The organism is Halomicrobium katesii DSM 19301 (assembly GCF_000379085.1).
GTDB lineage: Archaea > Halobacteriota > Halobacteria > Halobacteriales > Haloarculaceae > Halomicrobium > Halomicrobium katesii.
Map to the genome: position 1 here is coordinate 1130454 of NZ_KB905378.1, position 19200 is coordinate 1149653.

At 66.9% G+C, this 19200-nt stretch carries 23 protein-coding genes; 15 read left to right on the plus strand and 8 right to left on the minus strand.

The features are described from left to right. Positions 1 to 585: 585 nt before the first annotated feature. The 4 genes from HALKA_RS0105985 (at position 586) to HALKA_RS0106000 (ending at position 3331) form a co-directional block, all read left to right on the plus strand. The gene (locus HALKA_RS0105985; RefSeq protein WP_018257124.1) at positions 586 to 936 is read left to right on the plus strand and encodes a DNA-binding protein; all 351 of its coding nucleotides are present in this window, start codon (positions 586 to 588) and stop codon (positions 934 to 936) included. Continuing rightward, entirely contained in the window at positions 937 to 1527 is a 591-nt protein-coding gene (locus tag HALKA_RS0105990; RefSeq protein ID WP_018257125.1) for an alpha hydrolase, read from the plus strand. Between the two features lie 61 nt (positions 1528 to 1588). Further along, a complete protein-coding gene (hisS, locus tag HALKA_RS0105995; protein WP_018257126.1) occupies positions 1589 to 2899 on the plus strand; it encodes a histidine--tRNA ligase in 1311 nt (436 codons plus the stop codon). A gap of 39 nt (positions 2900 to 2938) precedes the next feature. Then, entirely contained in the window at positions 2939 to 3331 is a 393-nt protein-coding gene (locus HALKA_RS0106000) for an SHOCT domain-containing protein (RefSeq protein WP_018257127.1), read from the plus strand. Positions 3332 to 3356: 25 nt separating this feature from the next. Here HALKA_RS0106000 and HALKA_RS0106005 read toward each other — a convergent pair whose 3' ends face one another. After that, positions 3357 to 3866, minus strand: coding sequence for a GNAT family N-acetyltransferase (locus tag HALKA_RS0106005; protein ID WP_018257128.1), 510 nt, complete (start codon positions 3864 to 3866; stop codon positions 3357 to 3359). Between the two features lie 95 nt (positions 3867 to 3961). Here HALKA_RS0106005 and truA point away from each other — a divergent pair, with 95 nt between their 5' ends. The 3 genes from truA to pan2 all read left to right on the plus strand — a co-directional run bounded on the left by truA (position 3962) and on the right by pan2 (position 7923). Beyond that, a complete protein-coding gene (truA, locus tag HALKA_RS0106010) occupies positions 3962 to 4753 on the plus strand; it encodes a tRNA pseudouridine(38-40) synthase TruA (protein WP_018257129.1) in 792 nt (263 codons plus the stop codon). A gap of 77 nt (positions 4754 to 4830) precedes the next feature. Then, a complete protein-coding gene (pepF, locus tag HALKA_RS0106015; RefSeq protein ID WP_018257130.1) occupies positions 4831 to 6621 on the plus strand; it encodes an oligoendopeptidase F in 1791 nt (596 codons plus the stop codon). Positions 6622 to 6702: 81 nt separating this feature from the next. Beyond that, positions 6703 to 7923 carry a proteasome-activating nucleotidase Pan2 gene (pan2, locus tag HALKA_RS0106020; RefSeq protein ID WP_018257131.1) on the plus strand — a complete coding sequence of 407 codons (1221 nt, stop codon included), beginning with the start codon at positions 6703 to 6705 and terminating at the stop codon, positions 7921 to 7923. 88 nt (positions 7924 to 8011) lie between these two features. Here the strand turns inward: pan2 and HALKA_RS0106025 are convergent, their stop codons facing one another. Then, complete coding sequence (locus HALKA_RS0106025) at positions 8012 to 8449, minus strand: universal stress protein (protein WP_018257132.1); 438 nt, start codon at positions 8447 to 8449, stop codon at positions 8012 to 8014. A gap of 143 nt (positions 8450 to 8592) precedes the next feature. Here HALKA_RS0106025 and HALKA_RS0106030 point away from each other — a divergent pair, with 143 nt between their 5' ends. Continuing rightward, on the plus strand, positions 8593 to 9063 hold the full coding sequence (locus HALKA_RS0106030; RefSeq protein ID WP_018257133.1) for a pyruvoyl-dependent arginine decarboxylase: 471 nt from the start codon (positions 8593 to 8595) through the stop codon (positions 9061 to 9063). A 49-nt stretch (positions 9064 to 9112) separates the two neighbouring features. Then, positions 9113 to 9463, plus strand: coding sequence for a DUF5811 family protein (locus HALKA_RS0106035; RefSeq protein ID WP_018257134.1), 351 nt, complete (start codon positions 9113 to 9115; stop codon positions 9461 to 9463). A gap of 9 nt (positions 9464 to 9472) precedes the next feature. Here the strand turns inward: HALKA_RS0106035 and HALKA_RS0106040 are convergent, their stop codons facing one another. The 3 genes from HALKA_RS0106040 to HALKA_RS0106050 form a co-directional block, all read right to left on the minus strand. Next, positions 9473 to 9658: a DUF8015 family protein gene (locus HALKA_RS0106040; protein WP_018257135.1), complete on the minus strand. Its 186-nt coding sequence runs from the start codon at positions 9656 to 9658 to the stop codon at positions 9473 to 9475. Positions 9659 to 9731: 73 nt separating this feature from the next. Next, complete coding sequence (gene infB / locus HALKA_RS0106045) at positions 9732 to 11546, minus strand: translation initiation factor IF-2 (RefSeq protein ID WP_015762279.1); 1815 nt, start codon at positions 11544 to 11546, stop codon at positions 9732 to 9734. 91 nt (positions 11547 to 11637) lie between these two features. Next, the gene (locus HALKA_RS0106050) at positions 11638 to 12150 is read right to left on the minus strand and encodes a plastocyanin/azurin family copper-binding protein (protein WP_018257136.1); all 513 of its coding nucleotides are present in this window, start codon (positions 12148 to 12150) and stop codon (positions 11638 to 11640) included. A 91-nt stretch (positions 12151 to 12241) separates the two neighbouring features. Between HALKA_RS0106050 and HALKA_RS0106055 the strand changes: the two genes are divergently transcribed. Then, the gene (locus HALKA_RS0106055) at positions 12242 to 12481 is read left to right on the plus strand and encodes a PRC-barrel domain-containing protein (RefSeq protein ID WP_015762281.1); all 240 of its coding nucleotides are present in this window, start codon (positions 12242 to 12244) and stop codon (positions 12479 to 12481) included. Further along, positions 12482 to 12940, plus strand: coding sequence for an NOB1 family endonuclease (locus HALKA_RS0106060; RefSeq protein WP_018257137.1), 459 nt, complete (start codon positions 12482 to 12484; stop codon positions 12938 to 12940). Here the strand turns inward: HALKA_RS0106060 and HALKA_RS0106065 are convergent. From HALKA_RS0106065 to HALKA_RS0106075, 3 genes are read right to left on the minus strand one after another with little or no spacing between them, the layout of a single operon-like run. Further along, entirely contained in the window at positions 12937 to 13083 is a 147-nt protein-coding gene (locus tag HALKA_RS0106065; protein WP_018257138.1) for a CopG family transcriptional regulator, read from the minus strand. The genes HALKA_RS0106060 and HALKA_RS0106065 overlap by 4 nt on opposite strands. 59 nt (positions 13084 to 13142) lie before the next feature. Beyond that, on the minus strand, positions 13143 to 13898 hold the full coding sequence (locus HALKA_RS0106070; RefSeq protein WP_018257139.1) for a CPBP family intramembrane glutamic endopeptidase: 756 nt from the start codon (positions 13896 to 13898) through the stop codon (positions 13143 to 13145). A 34-nt stretch (positions 13899 to 13932) separates the two neighbouring features. Beyond that, positions 13933 to 15246, minus strand: a complete 1314-nt coding sequence (locus tag HALKA_RS0106075; protein ID WP_018257140.1) for a phosphoglucose isomerase-related protein — start codon at positions 15244 to 15246, stop codon at positions 13933 to 13935. A 125-nt stretch (positions 15247 to 15371) separates the two neighbouring features. On the opposite strand from HALKA_RS0106075, the gene HALKA_RS0106080 reads away from it, so the two are divergent. The 4 genes from HALKA_RS0106080 (at position 15372) to HALKA_RS0106095 (ending at position 19172) form a co-directional block, all read left to right on the plus strand. Beyond that, entirely contained in the window at positions 15372 to 15986 is a 615-nt protein-coding gene (locus HALKA_RS0106080) for a DUF8056 family protein (RefSeq protein WP_018257141.1), read from the plus strand. Positions 15987 to 16034: 48 nt separating this feature from the next. Beyond that, positions 16035 to 16490, plus strand: a complete 456-nt coding sequence (locus HALKA_RS0106085; RefSeq protein ID WP_018257142.1) for a DUF5812 family protein — start codon at positions 16035 to 16037, stop codon at positions 16488 to 16490. 136 nt (positions 16491 to 16626) lie between these two features. Then, entirely contained in the window at positions 16627 to 17535 is a 909-nt protein-coding gene (gene secF, locus HALKA_RS0106090) for a protein translocase subunit SecF (protein WP_018257143.1), read from the plus strand. Further along, positions 17532 to 19172: a preprotein translocase subunit SecD gene (locus HALKA_RS0106095; RefSeq protein ID WP_018257144.1), complete on the plus strand. Its 1641-nt coding sequence runs from the start codon at positions 17532 to 17534 to the stop codon at positions 19170 to 19172. The genes secF and HALKA_RS0106095 overlap by 4 nt, the downstream gene beginning before the upstream one ends. Positions 19173 to 19200: the final 28 nt, after the last annotated feature.

Genomic DNA, 19200 nt, shown 5'->3' on the forward strand with positions numbered 1-19200 from the left:
GCGAATGCTCGTAGTCAATACGCACAATCCGTAAATAGATGATTCTGTCGATGTTTACCGGAATAACTGTACTGTGAACGTTTCTACGACCTGTGTGTTACAGCCCGCGGAGTGCCCGATCGGTCAGCCGCCAGGATGCCGACGCTTACGTCTCGTCGCGAGCGCACGGGGAGAGAGTGAGATTCCGTAGGAATCTCGGTAAGACGAGCGGGGAACGCAGTGACCCGCGAGTCACGGGGACTGCAGCAGCAGTGCGGTCGGCGGCGCGCACTCGGGCGCGCCGCTACAGAGCGCCGACAGGCGACTCATACGGAAAGTTGTAGGTCTTTACCAGATCGACCGCACGCCGTCGTGCGGTCGACTGGGTAAACGCCTATAACCGTCCGTATCAGAGGGTGCGCCAGCGACGCTGGCGTTCCCGCAGCGGTCCTGTGTCCTCGTGAGCGGCGGAGCCGCGAACGAGGGCTCGGGAGAGCTCGCTCTCCCGGTGGAATACCAAGGGCGAGGCAGTCGCGCCAGCGACCTGCCGAGGGCTTCGGTGGAAAGAAATTTTGGCGCGAAGCCAGTAGTGGTGGTAGAGACAACATGAGCGGTGAACCAGACGAGGAACGACTCGAAGAACTGCGCGAAAAGAAGATGGAACAGCTGAAAGAACAGCAGGGCGGTGAGGGCGACGCCGAGGCCCGCGAGGAGGCCAAGCAACAGCGGGAGGCCCAGAAGAAGGCAGTCCTGCGACAGAACCTCACCGACGAGGCCCGCAAGCGGCTCAACACCCTGAAGATGTCCAAGCCACAGCGCGGCGAGCAGATCGAGCAGCAGGTCGTCTCGCTGGCCCAGAGCGGCCGGATTCAGGGCAAGATCGACGACGAGAAGATGAAGCAGTTGCTCAAAGAGCTGACCCCCGACTCGAAGAGCTTCGACATCGAGCGCAGGTAGATGCGCTGTGGGGTCCTGTACAGCGGCGGGAAGGACTCGACGCTGGCAGCACTCGTTCTGGAACCGTTTTACGAGGTCACCCTCGTCACGGCGACGTTCGGAATCGCCGACGTGGTCGCCCCCGGCCGGCGCGCGGCCGCGGCCGCCGGATTCGATTTCGAGACGATCGATCTCGATCCGACGATCGCCGAGGCGGCCGTCGAGCGGATGGTGACCGACGGCTACCCGCGCACTGGCATCCAGCGGGTCCACGAGCACGCCGTCGAGACGATCGCCGACGCCGGTTTCCCGGCCATCGCCGACGGGACTCGTCGGGACGACCGCGTGCCGACGATCGACCGGTCGGTCGCACAGAGCGTCGAGGACCGCTTCGGCGTCGACTATCTGGCTCCCCTTTCCGGGTTCGGCCGCGATGCCATCGACGCGCTCGTCGAGCAGCACCTCCGGGTCGAGACCGGGCCGAGCGAGGCGATTCCCAAGGCCGACTACGAGACCGAGTTGCGGGCACTGATGCGCGAGGAACACGGCGCGGAGACCGTCGCGGACGTGTTCCCCGAGCACACGCAGTCTCGCGTCGTCGGGCGGCGATAGGTCTCGCAGGCGGTAGCCGGGGAAGGACAGTTTCAAGCGGGCGCTGGCTGTAGCCGGTGACATGTACGACTCGCTGAAGGGGTTTCGAGACGTCTACCCCGCCGAGATGGCCGCTTACCGCCAGGTCATCGACGAGATCGAGACGACGGCCCGCCAGTACGGCTTCCGTGAGATCACGACGCCGGCGCTGGAAGCCACCGAGATGTACGTCGACAAGAGCGGCGAGGAGATCGTCGAAGAGCTGTACCACTTCGAGGACAAGGGCGGGCGCGACGTTGCGCTGACCCCCGAGCTCACTCCGACGGTGGCCCGGATGGTCGTCGCCAAGCAACAGGAGCTCTCGAAGCCGATCAAGTGGGTCTCCACGCGCCCGTTCTGGCGCTACGAGCAGGTCCAGCAGGGCCGATTCCGCGAGTTCCACCAGACGAACATCGACATCTTCGGGTCGAGCCAGCCGACGGCCGACGCCGAGATTCTGGCGGTCGCAGCCGACATGCTGACGCGACTGGGCCTCAGCACCGACGACTTCGACTTCCGGGTCTCACACCGTGACATCCTCACGGGACTGCTCGAATCCTTCGAGGCCGACGTGGACACCCAGGACGCGATTCGCGTCGTCGACAAGCGGGCGAAGATCGACCGCGACGAGTACGTCGAGGGGCTCACCGATGCGGGCCTCTCCCTCGACCAGGCCGAGCAGTTCGACGAGTGGCTCCGGGCCGGCGACGACGATCTGGACGCGCTCGCGGAGATGAGCGGCTCCGAGCAGGTCGCAGACGCCGTCGCGAACCTCGAAGCCGTCCTCGCGGCCGCGGAGGACTTCGGCGTCCGGGAGTACTGCACGGTCTCGCTGACCACTGCCCGCGGGTTCGACTACTACACCGGCGTCGTCTTCGAGTGTTTCGACTCGACCGGCGAGGTCTCTCGGGCGGTCTTCGGTGGCGGTCGGTACGACGACCTGATCGAGGGCTTCGGCGGCGAGCCGACGCCAGCGGTGGGCTTCGCGCCGGGCGTCATGAACTCGACGCTCCCCCTCTTGCTCCAGCGAGCCGGCGTCTGGCCCGAGGAGGCGGTGTCGACGGACTACTACGTCCTGCAGGTCGGTGACACTCGCCCCGTCGCGGCCCGCATCGCGCGGGAGCTCCGCGAGTCGGGCCACGTCGTCGAGGTCGACGTGTCCGACCGCAGCTTCGGCGCGCAGATGGGCTACGCGGACTCGATCAACGCCGAGACGGTCGTCATCGTCGGCGAGAACGACCTCGAAAACGACGAGGTCACGGTCAAGGACATGGCCAGTGGCGACCAGACGACCGCGCCCGTCGACGCGTTCCCCGGCGATCACGAGCGCCCGACCTACGACGACTTCGCGTAATCGCTGCCATTTTTGTGGTCGGTGGCCGTACTGCGGCGTATGAGTGCCCTGTTCCCCATGGAAAAGTGGCGATTCGCCGGTGTCGTCGCCGTCCTGACGTTTGGCCTGACCTCGCTGGTCGCCGTCCTCGGAGCCCCCGGATCGATGATCGCCGCGCTGTCTATTTTCGGGTTCTTCCTCCTGCTCCCGCTGATCGCTCTCCTCGGATCGGATTTCCCGCTGGTCGCCGAGCCCGACGACGAGACGGACACGGTGTCGGGACCTGCCGTCGAGGACGATCCCGTCGAACTGCTTCGCGAGCGGTACGCTCGCGGCGAACTCTCGAAAGAGGAGTTCGAGTCGCGCCTCGATCACTTGCTGGAGACGGAATCACTGTCGGCGGAGCAGTCGGTCGATCCCGAGCGCGAACTCCTCCTCGACGAGGAGCGCTAAGCCCTCTCGGGGCCGAGTGTATCCGTCACAGATCCAGTTCCATCTCGTGTTCGTTTCGCTCCCGGCGGGTCGTCTCGAATCCGACCGACCGATAGAGGTTCATCGCCACGTGGTTGTCTCGCTGGACGGAGAGCCAGACGTGGTCCAGCCCCGCGCGCTGGCCCGCGCCCAGCAGCGCCCGGATCAGGCGGGAACCGATGCCGGCGTAGTGGTAGTCCGGGTGGACGAAGATCACGAGTTCGGCGGTGTCGTCGTAGGGAAAGAGCGCGGCGTGGCCGACCGCGTCCTCGCCGTGCCAGGCGACGAGGTTGATGCCGTCGTCGAGCATGGTGTCGACCCACTCTCCCACGTCGCGTCGCTCGCGCGGCGGGATCCCCTGCGCGCGGTCGGCGTCGGTGTAGGCAGCGTACATCTCGACGACGGCTTCGCTGTCGGCGTCGTCGGCGACGCCGATCTCGATCGCGCGGTCGCGACCGTCTGTGAACGAACGGGGCGGACGTGAGAACCGGTTGGCGGCCGTCGCCTCGTCTGTCATTGTCCGGTATTGTGGTGCCGGCTACCTAAATCCGCGTCGGCTTGTCGGCGCGTGGGAACGGCGGTCGATAAGTGGCCAGGGCGTCCAGACGGCGTATGCGCGCCTATCGGATCGCCTACGACGGCCAGCCGCACCACGGGTTCCAGCGCCAACCCGACGTCGAGACGGTCGAGGGGGAGCTACTGGCCGCACTGGATCGACTCGGGGTCACTGACGGGAGCGCTCCGGCGGGCTACGCCGCGGCCGGCCGAACGGACGCTGGCGTCTCGGCGCTGGCCCAGACGGTCGCCTTCGAGGCCCCGGAGTGGCTCTCCCCGGCAGCGTTCAACAGCGAACTTCCGGCGTCGGTTCGCGTGTGGGCGAGCGCCGACGTGCCCGACGACTTTCACGCGACCCACGACGCCCAAGAGCGTGAGTACGTCTACTATCTGTACGCGCCCGAGAGCCACGACGACCGGGCTCGGCGGGCCGCGGACGCTCTCTCCGGCGAGCACGACTTCCACAACCTCACGCCGGACGAGCGCGGCACTGTCCGGGACCTCTCGATCGATCTCACGCGAGAGGGCGAGTTTCTCGTCTGCCGGCTCCGTGCCGGCGGTTTCTGCCGCCAACTCGTCCGCCGGGTCGTCGGTCTCGTCGACGAGATTCGCCGCGGCGACGCTCCGCTGTCGAAGGTCGATCGCGTGCTCGGCTCGGAGCAGATCGACGGGGCGGCCGGCGTCGGCCCCGCGCCGCCGACGCCGCTGGTCCTCGCCGCTGTCGACTACGGTGTCGAGTTCTCCGTCGACGCCGACGCCCGCGAGAGCGCGCGGTCGGTCTTCACCGATCGCCTCGTCGAGCGACTCGCCGGAGCCCGCGTCGTCGGTGCGATTCGGGACGGGATCTGATACTGCCGACAGTTCGCGATCGCCAGGTGTCCCGTCGCCCGGCAAGACTTACGGCACCGAGACGCCAACGGCGTCATATGAGTTCGGTGCCCGACAGATCGGAGATCGAGACGCAGTACAAGTGGGATCTCGAATCGCTGTACGCGACCGACGAGGACTGGGAAGCCGCGTACGAGCGGGCCGAGGAACTCGTCGAAGAGCTGGCGGCCTACGAGGGGCGCGCGACCGACGACGCCGAGACGCTGCTCGCGACCCTCGAAACGTACGAGGAGCTGATGCGCACCGTCGCCAACGTCGCCTCCTACGCCCGGATGCGGAAAGACGAGGACACGACGCGGGACCAGTACCAAGCGCTGACGGCCCGTGCCCAGTCGCTGTCCTCGGAGGCCTCCAGCGCGGCGAGCTTCCTCGAACCGGCCCTCCAGGATCTGGCGTGGGACGACATCGAAGCGATGATCGACGCGGAGTCGGCCCTCACGGAGTACGAGCACTACTTCGACGACGTGCTCCGGATGAAAGACCACACCCGCTCGCCGGAAGTCGAGAATCTACTGGCGGAACTGAGCGAGGTCACCGGCGCGTCGGGCGAGGTGTACAACATGCTGGCAAACGCCGACATGGAGTTCCCGAGCGTCGAAGACCCGGACGGGGAACCCCAGCCGATCACGCTGAACAACTTCACGACGCTGCAAAAGCGCCCGGACCGGGACTTCCGCCAGCGCGTGTACGAGACCTTCTACGACGAGTGGGAGGGGGTCCGCAACGCCGTCGGCGCGGCCTACAAGAACAGCGTCAAGACAGACGTGAAGATGGCCCAGGCCCGCAACTACGACACCGCCCGCGAGGCCGCACTGGACGGCCCGAACGTCCCGGTCTCGGTCTACGACACGCTGGTCGACACGGTTCGGGACAACCTCGGCGCTCTCCACCGCCACGCCGAGCTGAAGCGCGACGCGATCGGGGCCGATGAACTGGAGATGTGGGACCTCTACGTCCCGCTCGTTCAGGAGGAATCGCCCGAGATCGAGTACGAGCAGGCCCGCGAGTACGTCGTCGACGCCGTCGCGCCGCTGGGCGACGACTACCAGTCTCGCGTCTCGGAGGGGCTGGACTCGCGGTGGGTCGACGTCTACGAGACCGCCAACAAGCAGTCGGGCGCGTACTCCGGCGGGACCTACGACTCCCAGCCGTACATTTTGATGAACTACCAGGACGACGTGGAGTCGATGTACACGCTGGCCCACGAACTGGGCCACTCCCTCCATAGCGAGTACACCAGCGAGTCCCAACCGTACGTCTACTCGAGCTACGAGATCTTCGTCGCCGAGGTGGCCTCGACGGTCAACGAGACGCTGCTCACCCACCACCTGCTCGACGTCGTCGACGACGAGCGGCTCCGCCGGCACGTCCTCAACGAGTACCTCGAACGGTTCCGGTCGACGCTGTTCCGCCAGACGATGTTCGCGGAGTTCGAGCACCGCGCCCACGAGATGAGCGAGGCCGGCGAACCGCTGACGCCCGACCGGCTGGACGAGCTCTATCACGACCTCAAGAGCGACTACTACGCACCGGCCGCGGTCGACGACCGGATCGCCCGCGAGTGGATGCGGATCCCGCACTTCTACCGGTCGTTCTACGTCTACCAGTACGCCACCGGCATCTCCGCGGCCGTCGCGCTGGTCGACACGATCCTCGACGAGGGCCAGCCCGCAGCGGAGCGCTACGTCGACTTCCTCGGCAAGGGCTCGCGGGAGTACCCGCTGGAACTGCTCCAGGGCGCAGGCGTGGACATGTCTACTTCGGGGCCCGTCGAAGCCGCGATCGACACCTACGGCGACTACCTCGACGAGTTCGATCAGTTGACCTGACAGCTCGTCGTCTGTCGCTTCGGCTATGCGTACCTGACCCAAAGGCCCTTAATAGTTCAGTTCCCTACGTTCGATAACCAGATGTCGCGCAGTCCCTCGCTTCCCGATCGGCCCCGGTTGGATCTCGATCCCGACATGACGCCCGAGGAGCGCCTCGAAGCGCTCCGGGATCACTTCGAACAGATCGTGGAAGTCAACGACGAGCTAGAATCGCAACTCGACGCGGCCGAGGACCGTCGGCGCTCGCTGACGGACGACGTCGACCGCATCGAGCGGGAAAACGAGATGCTCAAGACCTCGTCGCTGTACATCGCGACGGCAGAGGAGGTCACCGACGACGGCGTGATCGTCAAGCAACACGGCAACAACCAGGAGGTGCTGACCGAGGTCTCGCCGTCGATGCGCGAGCGGCTCGAAGCCGGTGACCGAGTCGCGATCAACGACTCGTTCAGCGTCAAGGAGATCCTCGAAGGCGAGAAAGACGCCCGCGCACAGGCGATGGAGGTCGACGGCTCTCCCGACGTGACCTACGACGACATCGGCGGCCTCGAAGCGCAGATCCGCGAAGTTCGAGAGGCCGTCGAGGAGCCGCTGATCAACGCCGAGCAGTTCCGCGAGGTCGGCATCGAACCGCCGTCGGGCGTCCTCCTGCACGGTCCACCGGGCACGGGCAAGACGATGCTGGCCAAGGCCGTCGCCAACGAGACCGACGCGACCTTCATCAAGATGGCCGGCTCCGAGCTGGTCCGGAAGTTCATCGGCGAGGGCGCGCGACTCGTCCGCGACCTGTTCGAGCTGGCGGCCGACCGCGAACCCGCCGTCATCTTCATCGACGAGATCGACGCCATCGCCGCCAAGCGAACCGAATCGAAGACCTCCGGCGACGCCGAGGTCCAGCGGACGATGATGCAGCTGCTCAGCGAGATGGACGGCTTCGACGAGCGCGGCGAGATCCGGATCATCGCCGCGACCAACCGCTTCGACATGCTCGATCGGGCGATCCTCCGGCCCGGCCGCTTCGATCGGCTCATCGAGGTCCCCAACCCGGACTTCGACGGGCGGACGCGCATTCTGGAGATCCACACCGAGCAGATGGAGCTGGCCGACACGGTCGAGCTGTCGTCGATCGCCGGCAAGACCGACGGGCTCTCCGGTGCCGAACTGGCGTCGCTGGCGACCGAGGCCGGCATGTTCGCGATCCGCGACCAGCGGACCACCGTCACCGAGGCGGACTTCGACGACGCCCTGGAGAAGATCGAGGACGGCACCGAGGGCGGCAGCGTTCCCGTCGCCTTCGCCTGACGCCGCTGACTGTCGCAGTCGGACGATCTCACGGGACGGCGACGCGCTTTCGATCGAACAGCCGACAGTCCGACTCCGCCTGCAGCGCCTACTCCGAGTCGTCGGACACGTCGACGGTCAGCACCGGCGCGGGAGACTGCGTGACGACCTTCTGGGACGTACTACCGAGCATGTTCTGCTCGTATTCGCCCGCCTGTGATCCCATCGTCACCAGATCGATCCCGGCGTCCTCGACGTACGAGACGATGTGGTCGGCCGGCCGGCCGCGCAGAATCGCCTTCGTGACCGAGATGCCGGCTTCTTCGAGGGCCGCCTCCACGTCTGCGGTGGCGGCTCGCCCCTCGGCTTTCAGTTCTTCGAGCACTTCGTCTTGCATGTCGTCGTCCATCGACAGGAACGCCCGGTCGTCGACGACGTAGAGCGCGTGGACCGTGACGGTTCGTCCGTCGGCGATATCGATCGTGTGCTCTAAGACCTGCTCAATCGAGTCGCTGCCGTCCGTCGGAACGAGAATATCGCTGTACATCGTCTGTCTCTATCCGGTTGCGACAGACATCGTTTTTGATTCCGTCGAGCGGCCGGGCACGCTCACGCTGGCGTGTCGCTGGGGGTACACCCTCGGCTCCGTGAAGCGAAACCCCTTACAGCGAGCGTCGTCCAACGGCGAGTATGAGCCTTATCCGGATCGTCTGGGGGACTGCCGGCGGCCCCACAGAGCTGTCGTCGTTCGACGCCGCGCTGGCCGACGCGGGCATCCACAACTACAATCTCGTGACGCTGTCGTCGGTCATCCCGGCCGATCCGGAGATCGAAGTCGTCGGCACCGCCCCGGATCTGGGACCGGTCGGTGCGGAACTCCACACCGTCGAGTCGTCTGCGACGGCCGCACCCGGCGAACGTGTGGCGGCGGGGATCGGCTGGTCGCGAAGCGAGTCCGGCCGCGGCATCTTCTACGAGGTCTCCGGCGAAGACCCCGACGACGTGCGGGCAGAGATCGAGGCGGGACTGGCGACCGGCCGGCGGCTCCGAGACTGGACGTTCGTCGACACGGAGACGGTCGTTCGGGCGGTCGAGGCCGACGAGGAGTACGCAAGCGCCGTCGTCTGTGCCGCCTACGGGAGAAGCCGGCCAGCGCTGTAACCATCGCCGCCCTTTTAAACTCTGTTCGCATAGATGCACCGGAAACCGAATGTACGGGAACACACAGTTTGGGGCAGACGTAGAGGATGTGAGCCTGACGCCGGAGCAGCGTCAGTCGCTCCGTCGCGATCTGACCCACGTGGCGGCCGGACTCCGTGAGGTCCTCCCCGGCGAGTTCGTGGTCGGCTCCGAGATCACGAGCGGTTCGGGCGGACCGCGTGCGACGATCGCCGTCCAGCCGCCGCTTGGCTCGGTCGTCAGCGCGGGCTACTCACCGACCGAAGACAAAGTCGAGATCACCGACGACGAGCGCGACGACCTCGTCCACGGACTGGCCGCGTCGGCGGCGCTGCAGGTCAAGCAGGCCATGACCGACGACGCCGCGCCGACGGCACAGTAGGCGCTTCTGCTACTCGCTTGCCGGCGGATCGTAAAACAGCGCGTAGCCGAGCGTCCCGCCGGCCGGCACACTTCCGGCACCCATCGCGACGCCGAACTGTACCGCGAAGACGACGCCGACCAGCGACGCCACCAGCAGGGGCAGCGCCATCGCGGCCAGCACCAGGTCCGCGGTCGCCAGTTCGCCCGAGAGCATCGTACGCGGGTCGTCGCTCGCCGCCTAATTAAATATTATTACTCGGCGGCCGCCGTCACGGTGCCGTCGTTCGCTACTTCCCCCAGAAGGGGTCGCGGTTGCGCTGTTTCTCCAGATACTGACTGAGCGCCTCGCGTTCGTCGCCCGTGATGTCCTCTTTGAGTTCCTGTTCGAGGATCTTGGCGTGTTTCTCGGGGAGTTCGGTCCACAGTTCGTCGCCCTCCTCGATCTGGCGGCCGACGGTCGGGCCGTCGATGGAGACGGCCACGCGGTCTCCTCGACCGGCCTCGTCGACGTCCTCGCCCTCGTCCTGGATGGACTTGAGGTGGCCGACGCGTTCGGGCTCGTCGCCGTCGAACAGCGCGACGTTGCTGTTGCGCTTGATCCGTCCGGCGAGGATCTCGACGCCGACGACGGCGGGGTCAGACTGGCGGAAGGTGTGATCCTGGAGAATCTGGAACCGCGCGGGTCGGGTGATGTTGTCGAGGATCTGGTCTTGCTGGGCGGTCTCGATGGCCTCGACGTGGTCCTCGTAGTGCTCGATCAGCTGGTAGATCACGTCGTCGGCGAAGATCTCCACGTCCTCCTGATCGGCCAGTCGTTCGGCGTCGTCGAGGGTGTCGACGCCGAAGGCCAGCACGGCGCGGTTGATCGGCTCGCCCGCCGTCTCGGCGACTCGAACGTCTCGCGGAGCCACGTCGCCGACCTCGGCGCGCATCACGGGAATCTCGTGTTCTTCGAGCGTCCCGGAGAGCGCTTCCAGCGAGCCGAGCGTGTCGGCTTTGATGACGACGCCCTCCTCGGCTGTCGAGACCTCGAAGCCGGCCAGTTCCTCCTCGACTTCGAGGATGACCTCGTCGACGTCGCGGTCGCGGACGACCCGGACCGGTGCTCCGGCCATCGCGTCGTCGAGGTCCGGCGCGGCGATTTTCACACCGTCGGCGGCGGCGACAGACTCGACGCGTTCGAACTGCTTCTCGGTGCGGATCTCCGCCAGCGGCTGGGGCTTCAACAGTGCTCGGACCTCCGTGACGATCGGGCCGTCCAGGCCGCCGACGACGATCTCGTCGTCCTCGCTGATGGTCCCGTCGTAGACGACGGCGTCGACGGTCGTCCCGAACCCGCGGGCGTCGGTCACTTCGAGGACGGTGCCGACGCCGGGGCCGCCCACGTCGATGGACATCTCCTCTTTGAGGTAGCGCTGGGACAGCCCCATCATCACCGTCAGCAGGTCCGGCACCCCCTCGCCGGTCTCGGCCGAGACGGGGACGACGCCGATGTTGTTCTGGAAGTCCTGCACGCGCCAGTACATGTCGGCCGAGAAGCCGTTGTCCGAGAGCTGGCCGATGATCTCGTACAGTTTCTCGTCGAGGTCGCCCTGGACGCGGTCGGACTGTTTCTCCTTGCTCACCCGGACCGGCTCGCCCTCGTTGGGGTTCCAGCCGGGGACGGTGTCGATCTTGTTGGCGGCGACGATGAACGGCGTCTGGGTCCGCTTGAGGATGTCGATGGCCTCCATCGTCTGGGGCTGGAAGCCGTCGTTGACGTCGACGACGAGGATCGCGATGTCGGCCAGCGCGCCGCCGCGCGACCGCAGCGTCGAGAACGAGTGGTGGCCCGGCGTGTCGATAAACAGCAGGCCGGGGAGGTCGAAGTCGGTCGGGTCGACGAGGTCGCCGGCCATCGACGAGATCACGTCCAGCGGCACGGCCGTCGAGCCGATGTGCTGGGTGATCGCGCCGGACTCGCCCGCGGTCACCGCCGAGCCACGGATCTTGTCCAGGAGGCTCGTCTTGCCGTGGTCGACGTGGCCAAGCACCGCCACGATCGGGGTTCGAAGGCCACCAGCGTCGGCGTCGTCGTCAGCGTGAGAATCGGGTTCGGACATGAGAGATCACCGTCCAGAAGTTATTGGTTCGGAGTCGGTCGCACCTGATAAGTGCATCGTAATCTCGCCGTCTGTGGCGCTGCTGGCGCGATCAGACGACTTCGAAGGACCCGGTCATCCCGCTCCCTTGGTGGGGCACACAGTAGTACTCGTAGGTGCCCGTCGTCTCGAAGGTGTAGACGTGCGTGTAGCCGCTGCCGTAGGTGTCGGACCCCGGCGTCCCGGACCAGTCGCTCCCGTCGGGCGTCGTGTCGGGGGCGACGTTGTGACCGCCCGCTTGCCACACCCAGCGGACGGTCTCGCCGGCACTGATCTCGAACGATTCCGGCGAGAACCGGAGCCGTCCCTCCGGTGCCACCGTGACCGTCCGGGCGACCGTCGGTGTTGGCGTCGGCGTCGGCGTGTCGGTGGGCGTCGGGGTGTCAGTTGCGGTCGGTGTGTCGGTTGGCGTGTCGGTTGATGTCGGTGTCGGGGTGTCCGTCGCGGTGGCCGTCGTCGTCTCAGTGGCTGACGGCGTGTCGGTCGTCCCGCCGTCGCCGGCACAGCCGGTGAGGCCGACGACAGGCGCGGTCACGAGCGCGGCGAGGTAGTCGCGGCGGTCCATACCACTCCCTCGGACGGCAGCCACTAATACCGTATGCCAGCACGTCTGACGGCCCGTGGCGTTTATGGTACAGGAATCGGAAGGGGCCAGTATGGCAGAAATACTCGCCGAGAACCTCTCGGGAAAAGACGTCATGGGGACGGACGGAACCGAGATCGGTAGTCTGTACAACATCACGATGGATCTGGACACGGGGGCACTGGAGCACCTCCTCATCGACGCCGACGGCGCGCTCGGACAGACGGAGTTCGAGCGCGACGAGACCGGGCGCTTGCTCGTCCCGGTCGAGCGAGTCCAGGCAGTCAAAGACCACATGATCGTCAAGCGTTAGATGTACATTCTGGACTCCTCGGCGTTTATCAACGAGTATCACACCGACGAGCCGATCGCTTCGATTCCGCTCGTTCGCGAGGAACTCGAAGACGAGAGCGCCTACCGCTTCGACGCGCTGGAAGGGTCGGGGATGCACATGCACATCCCCGAACCCGAGACCGTCGAACGGGTCGAGCGGGCCGCCGACGAGACCGGCGACCTCGCGGAACTCTCCCAGACCGACGTTCGCCTGATCGCCGCCGCGTTCGAACTCGACGGGCGGCTGGTCACCGACGACTACGCGATGCAGAACGTCTCGGAGAAGCTCTCGGTCGCCGTCGAAGTGATCGCACAGGACGGCATCGACGAGCAGCGCGACTGGCGCTTCCAGTGTCAGGGGTGTGGACGCGAGTTCGACGAGAACCACGACCGCTGTCCGATCTGTGGCAGCGATCTCTCGCGGAAGAATCCGGTTTAAACTGTCGACTCCTCGGCGGCTTCGAGTCCGAGGTCGAGCAACTGTTCGAGGACCTCCTCTTCGGTGATCCCGTACCGGTGGGCCAGCCGACTGACTGCCCTGGCCTGGTCGTCGTCGCACACGACCGTGTACCGGGTTGGCATATCACTCGATGGGATAGATTACGACATAAATCCCCGTCAGACGGCCGTCACACCCCTCTCTATCCAAGTACCGAGAGTCCGTAGACGGCCTGGAGCCACTGGCCGAGGTAGATCGAGACGTTCCAGGCCGCGTGGATCCCGACCGGAACGAGGATACTCTCGGTGCGTTCGTAGACGGCACCCAGGACCAGTCCCAGCACCGTCGCCACGGCGAGGTAGGTCACCGTTCCCGCTCCGGACAGCGCCCCCGAGTGGGAGAGTCCGAACAGCAGGCTCGCGATCACGACCGCCGGCACCGAGCCGTACGCCTGGCGGAACTTCCCCTGGACGAGCCCGCGAAAGAGCAGCTCCTCGCCCGGAGCGACCAGCAACACCGTGATCGGGAGCAAGACCAGAAAGAGCAGCGGGTGCTCGCGGCCCGTGAGGATCGCCTGGTTCTGTGCCGTCTCGACGCCCAGCAGTCCGATGATCTGCTCTAGGGCCGTCGACGCGGCCAGCAAGACGAGAAAGCCCAGCACGATCCAGCCCAGGTCTCGGAGCGTCGGAGTGTGAAATCGGACGAGCCCGTCCGTCTCGCGGCTCTGGCGGTACCCGAACACGGCCACCAGGAAGCCGGCCGGCAAGAGCGCGTACTGTACCGAGTAGTAGACGACCGGTGCGGCCGCCTCCGTGACGCCGAGCGCGTCGGCGACGCTGACGCCCAGCGACGCGAGGACGAGCCCCACCAGATAGGCGAACGCGATCACGGCCAGCGACGTGACGGCGGCCTCCAGTCGTACCGAGCGATCGGCGGTGTGGTACAGATCCGACCCCATCTACCCGGCCGTTCGGGGCTCGGCCGTAAATACGCTACCGTCCGCTCTCGCCGTCGACGATCAGTTCGTGCTTGTCCTCGATGGCGGCGGTCTTCTCGGTCTCGTCGCCTTCGAGGACGTCTCTGGCGGCCTGCTTGCCCCACTCGACGGCGGGCTGGGTGAACGTCTCGACGCCGGCCAGTTCGCCCACGAGGACACAGGCGGCCTCCATCGCGTAGAGGAGTTCGCCCAGTCCCCGCGGATCGAGGCGGTCGAGTTCGACGCGGACGTTCGGCTGGCCGGCTTCGGCGAGACTGGCCTCGGTCGCGCGCAGCTCCGTGTCCAGCAGTTCTCCGAGGTCGGTCCCTTCGAGGTGGGCGAGCGCGTCGGCCTCCGCGGCCGGCACGTCCAGCGACGGCCGCTCACGCGGTCGCAGCAGCGTCACGAGCTTGTCCCGGCGGCCCGCCCGGTACAGCTGCAGTTGGGAGTGTTGATCGGTCGCGCCCAGTGCGCGGGCCGGCGTCTGGCCCCGGCCGTCTTTGCCGAGACTCTCGGCCCACAGCTGGGCGAACCACTCGGCGAACGGCTCCAGTCGCTCGGCGTAAGGGACGACGGCGTTGATCGTCGCGCCGCGCTCTTCGAGGCCGTACGCGACCGCGCCGTAGGCGTAGGCGGGACACTCGAACAGCGACGAGTCGAGCGTCTCGGCGGCGGCCGCCGCCCCGTCGAGCAGCCCCTCGATGTCACAGCCCAGGATCGCCGCCGGCACCAGCCCGACCGACGACAGCGCCGCGAAGCGGCCAGGCACGCCGTCGGGCACCGCCAGCGTCGGCAGGTCGTGCTCGTCGGCCAGCGCCGCCAGCGGCCCCCCGTCGCCGGTCGTGACGACCGTCCGCTCGGTCCAGTCGACCCCTGCCTCGACCATCGCCTCGCGGACGACCAGGAAGTTCGACAGCGTCTCGGCCGTGGTGCCGGACTTCGAGACGACGTTGATCGCCGTCTCGGCCAGCGACAGCTCCGAGAGCACGCGCGAGACGTGGTCCGGATCGACGTTGTCGAGCACGACGTGGCTCGTCCCGCCGTCCGCTGCCAGTGCGCTCGTGATCGTCCGCGCACCGAGCGCGCTGCCACCGATGCCGACCGTCACGACCGTCTCCGCGTCCGCGACCGGCGCGACGGCGTCGCGGATCGCCTCGGCGTCGGTCGTCGCCGGCAGGTTCAGGGCGGCGTAGCCGAACTCGCCGTCGGCTCGCCCGCGCTCGATTCGCTCGTGGGCCCGAGCGACGCGGTCGTCCAGCGCCGCCAGCTCGTCGCGGGAGAGACCGGGCTCGGCCACCGCTGCCAGTGCGTTTCCGATGTCGACGTTCATACGCTCGCCTCGACCGGGAGGGGTAAAAGTCCGCTCTCTTCGCTCCGCACCGTCGCGGCCCGGATCGCCGACCGTCCTCCCGTCGAAACACGGCGTTTAACCGCGGGCGAGCCGTATGCCGGACTATGGCCGAAGACGCCGCCGATCCGAGGTCGGGCGGAGCGACTGGCGACGCCATCGAGACCGGTGTCCGCTCCGACGGCGACGGAGACGGACCGGACGCCGACGAGGACGCGAACGACGCGTACGACGGCCTGTTCGGTGCCTTTCCGTACGCCTTCCGGTCGAGTGACTCCGTCCTGTTTCGCACCTACGTCGTCGTCGGCGGACTGGCCGCACTGGCGACCGGGCTGTTGTTCACCCTCGCGCTCGTCGTCCTGATCGGCGAGACGATCGGCGGGGGCGGCGGTCAGTTCAGTTTCGTCCGGGCCTTCTTCGTCTTCGTGGGGATGCTCGTGGTCGCGCCGCTGATCGCGCCGGTCCTGTTCGTCGCCCGTCGCATCCGACGCGGACACGCCGACAGGCGGTTCGCGGCCGTCCTGGCGGGACTGGGCTACGGCTTTCTCGGGTCGCTGTATCTCGGGGCGCTGATCTCCGCCCCGGCGACACAGCAGACGCTCCCGTCGAACCCACTGCTCTCGACGGTCGTCGCGGGGCTGTACGCGCTGCCGCGACTCGCCGGACTCGCCCCGCCGCTGGTCGTCGCCGGAGCGATGGCGCTCGTCGCGCGCCGGTGGTGACCGGCCGGAACCGTGACGGGCAAAAGCACTCGACCGCTACGGAGAGACATGAAATCGAGCACGTTCCTCGTGACCGCTGCCGACGACGAGACGGCGACGCTGCGCGACGTGGTCGACCAGCAGGTCGTCACGCTCTCGGAGAATCCTGGCCTCGCCGCCGACGAGGTGATCGAGGCCACCGTCGAACCGGAACCACCGCTCGAAGTCGCCTACCAGATCGTCGAGATCGAGCGCCAGTGGGAGATCCCGGTCGAGCGGAGTCCGGAATCGCCGACGACTCTCGCTCGCGACATCGCCGCCGAGCAGGCCGACGGCGAGATCACCACACGCGAACGCGCCGGCGAGGGCGAGGTCCACGTCCTCACGGTTCCCGACGCCGAGGCAGCAGCCGACGACGTGCTCGACGACGACGCGACCAGGGAGCGGGCCGCCCGGCTCGGCCTCGATCGAGTCAGTGTGCGGGCCGGCGACGGCGTCGTCTCGGTCCGGTACCTGCCCAACTGACCGGAGCCGTCGATCGCTCCGGCCAGGACACTGGGCGTCGGGGACTGTGGCGTGTCTCGGCCGCGGCGACGCTGTCGTCGCGTCCGTGTGTCGAGAGATAAGAAGGCTTATTCGGGGGGCTCGCACACCCACGCCCATGAACGCGTTCGAGGTACCGGAGGTCGATTACGACCAGTACACGAACCGCCAGCTGGCGGCCGTGCCGCTGGCGGTGCTCGCCCTCGCGATACTGATTCTGGTCGGGTGGTCCCTGTTCGTCTCCGGATCGGTTGCAGCGCCCGGTGCGCCCGTCTCGCCGGGAATCGACTTCACGGGTGGCTCCGAACTGACAGTGGTCACGTCGATGTCCAAGGCGGAGATCGGCGACGAGTTCGACACCGAACCGATCTCGGTCCAGCAGGCCGCCGAGAACGCGGAGGCCGAGACCGTCGGACCGAACGAGAATCAGTACATCGTCCGGTTCCAGTCGTTCGACACGCAGTCGCTGCGGGACCAGGCCCAGAGTACCGACATGGAGCTCCTGTCGAGCTCGTCGACCTCCGCGACCTTCGGCGGTGACAACCAGACGACGGCGGTCGTCGGCGTGTTGATCGCCTTCGCCGGGATGAGTGCGATCGTCTTCGCGCTCTTTCGCTCGTTCGTCCCGAGTATCGCGGTCGTCGTCTCCGCCTTCTCCGACATCGTCATCCCGCTGGCGGCGATGAACGTCCTCGGGATCGAGCTGTCGCTGGGGACCGTCGCCGCGCTGCTGATGCTGATCGGGTACAGCGTCGACTCGGACATCCTCCTGAACAACCACATCCTGCGTCGCTCGGGGTCGTTCTACGAGAGCGTCCACCGCGCGATGGAGACCGGTGTGACGATGACACTCACGTCGCTGTCGGCGATGGCAGTGATGGCAGTGGTCGCTTCCTTCTTCAACATCCAGCTGATGGCCTCGATCGGGACTGTGCTGGTGATCGGGCTGGCGGCCGACCTGATGAACACCTACATGTTGAACCTCTCGTTGCTTCGCTGGTACAAGTTCGAGGGGGTGAACCGATGAGCGGGCTCCGCGACAACTGGCGGATCATCCTGCTGGTCGTGCTCGCCCTCGGGAGTACCGTGACGCTACTGGTCCCCGGCGCGACGGTCGCGACCGGCGACAACGCGACGGCCCAGACCGACGGCGCGAACGCCTCCGCGGCGGGCATCACGAACCTCCAGTACGGGATTCAACTCGACGGCGGCTCGCGGATCCGAGCACCGATCGTCGGGATCACCGCCGAAAACGTCGGCATCCAGCCCGTCGGCCAGGGCGACTCGACGAACGAGACCAGGGCCATCGAGGACGAACTCGTCTCGCAACTCGGCGTCGATCCCGTCGACGTGAACGCGCGCGCACCCAACGAGCCAAACGCCGACGGCACCGTCGAGGTGTACACCGAGAACGTCACGCAGGCCGAACTCGCCGCCGCCCTGCAAGAGCAGGGCTACGACGTGTCCGAGAGCGACGTTCGCGACGGCGTGACCCGAGCGACCCGCGACGAGATGGTCGAAGTCATCGACGAGAAGCTCTCTCAGTCCGCGCTCAGCGGCGGGAGCGTCCAGTCGGCCCAGTCGGCCACCGGACAGAACTTCGTCGTCATCGAGGCACCGGGCCGCGACATCGACGAGCTCCGCTCGATCGTCGCCAGCCGCGGGATCGTCCGCGTCTACGGCGGTTACGCCGCCGACAACGGAACGTTCGTCCGCCAGCAGATCGTCAGCCGGGAGGACATCGACGGCATCGGGAACGCCCGGAAGGTCGACGGGCGACAGGGGTATCAGGTCAGCGTCACGATTCGAGAAGACGCGGTCGACCAGTTCCTCGACGGGGTTCGGGCGACCGGACTCGACGAGCCAAACACCGCACGCGGGGCGATCAGCTGCGAGTACAACGCCGAGAACCCGAACCAGAGCTCGGGCAAGTGTCTGATCGCGTCGCTGAACAACGAGGTCGTCACCGCCAAGGGCGTCTCGCCGGGGCTGGTCCAGCTCTTTGCCGACGGGAGCTTCGCGAACGATCCGACCTTCGTCATCGAGACCAACACCCGCGAGGAAGCGCGCAACATCGAGCTCAGCCTGAAGGCGGGCCAGCCACTGCCCGCGCCGCTCGACTTCCAGAACGCACAGACCACCTCGCTGGAGCCGGCACTGGCAGACCAGTTCAAGACGAACTCGCTGATCACGGGTATCATCGCCGTCCTCGCGGTGTCGATCGCCGTCTACCTGCGCTACGGCGATCCCCGCGTGGCGGTGCCGATGATCGTCACCGCACTCTCCGAGGTGTTACTCCTGCTCGGGTTCGTCTCGGCCATCCAGTTCCCGCTGGACCTGTCACACATCGCCGGGTTCATCGCGGTGATCGGGACGGGGGTGGACGACCTGATCATCATCGCCGACGAGATTCTCCAGCGCGAGGGGGTCGCCACGGGCCGGGTGTTCCAGAACCGCTTCCGCAAGGCGTTCTGGGTGATCGGAGCCGCCGCCGCGACGACGATCATCGCCATGAGCCCGCTGACGGTGCTCGGTCTCGGTGATCTCACCGGGTTCGCCATCATCACCATCGTCGGCGTCCTCATCGGCGTCCTGATCACGCGACCGGCCTACGGTGACATCCTCCGCCGGCTGGTACTGGACGAGGAAGAGCGAAGCGAGTAGCACGGTCGCGTTTTTTGCTCGCTACCGC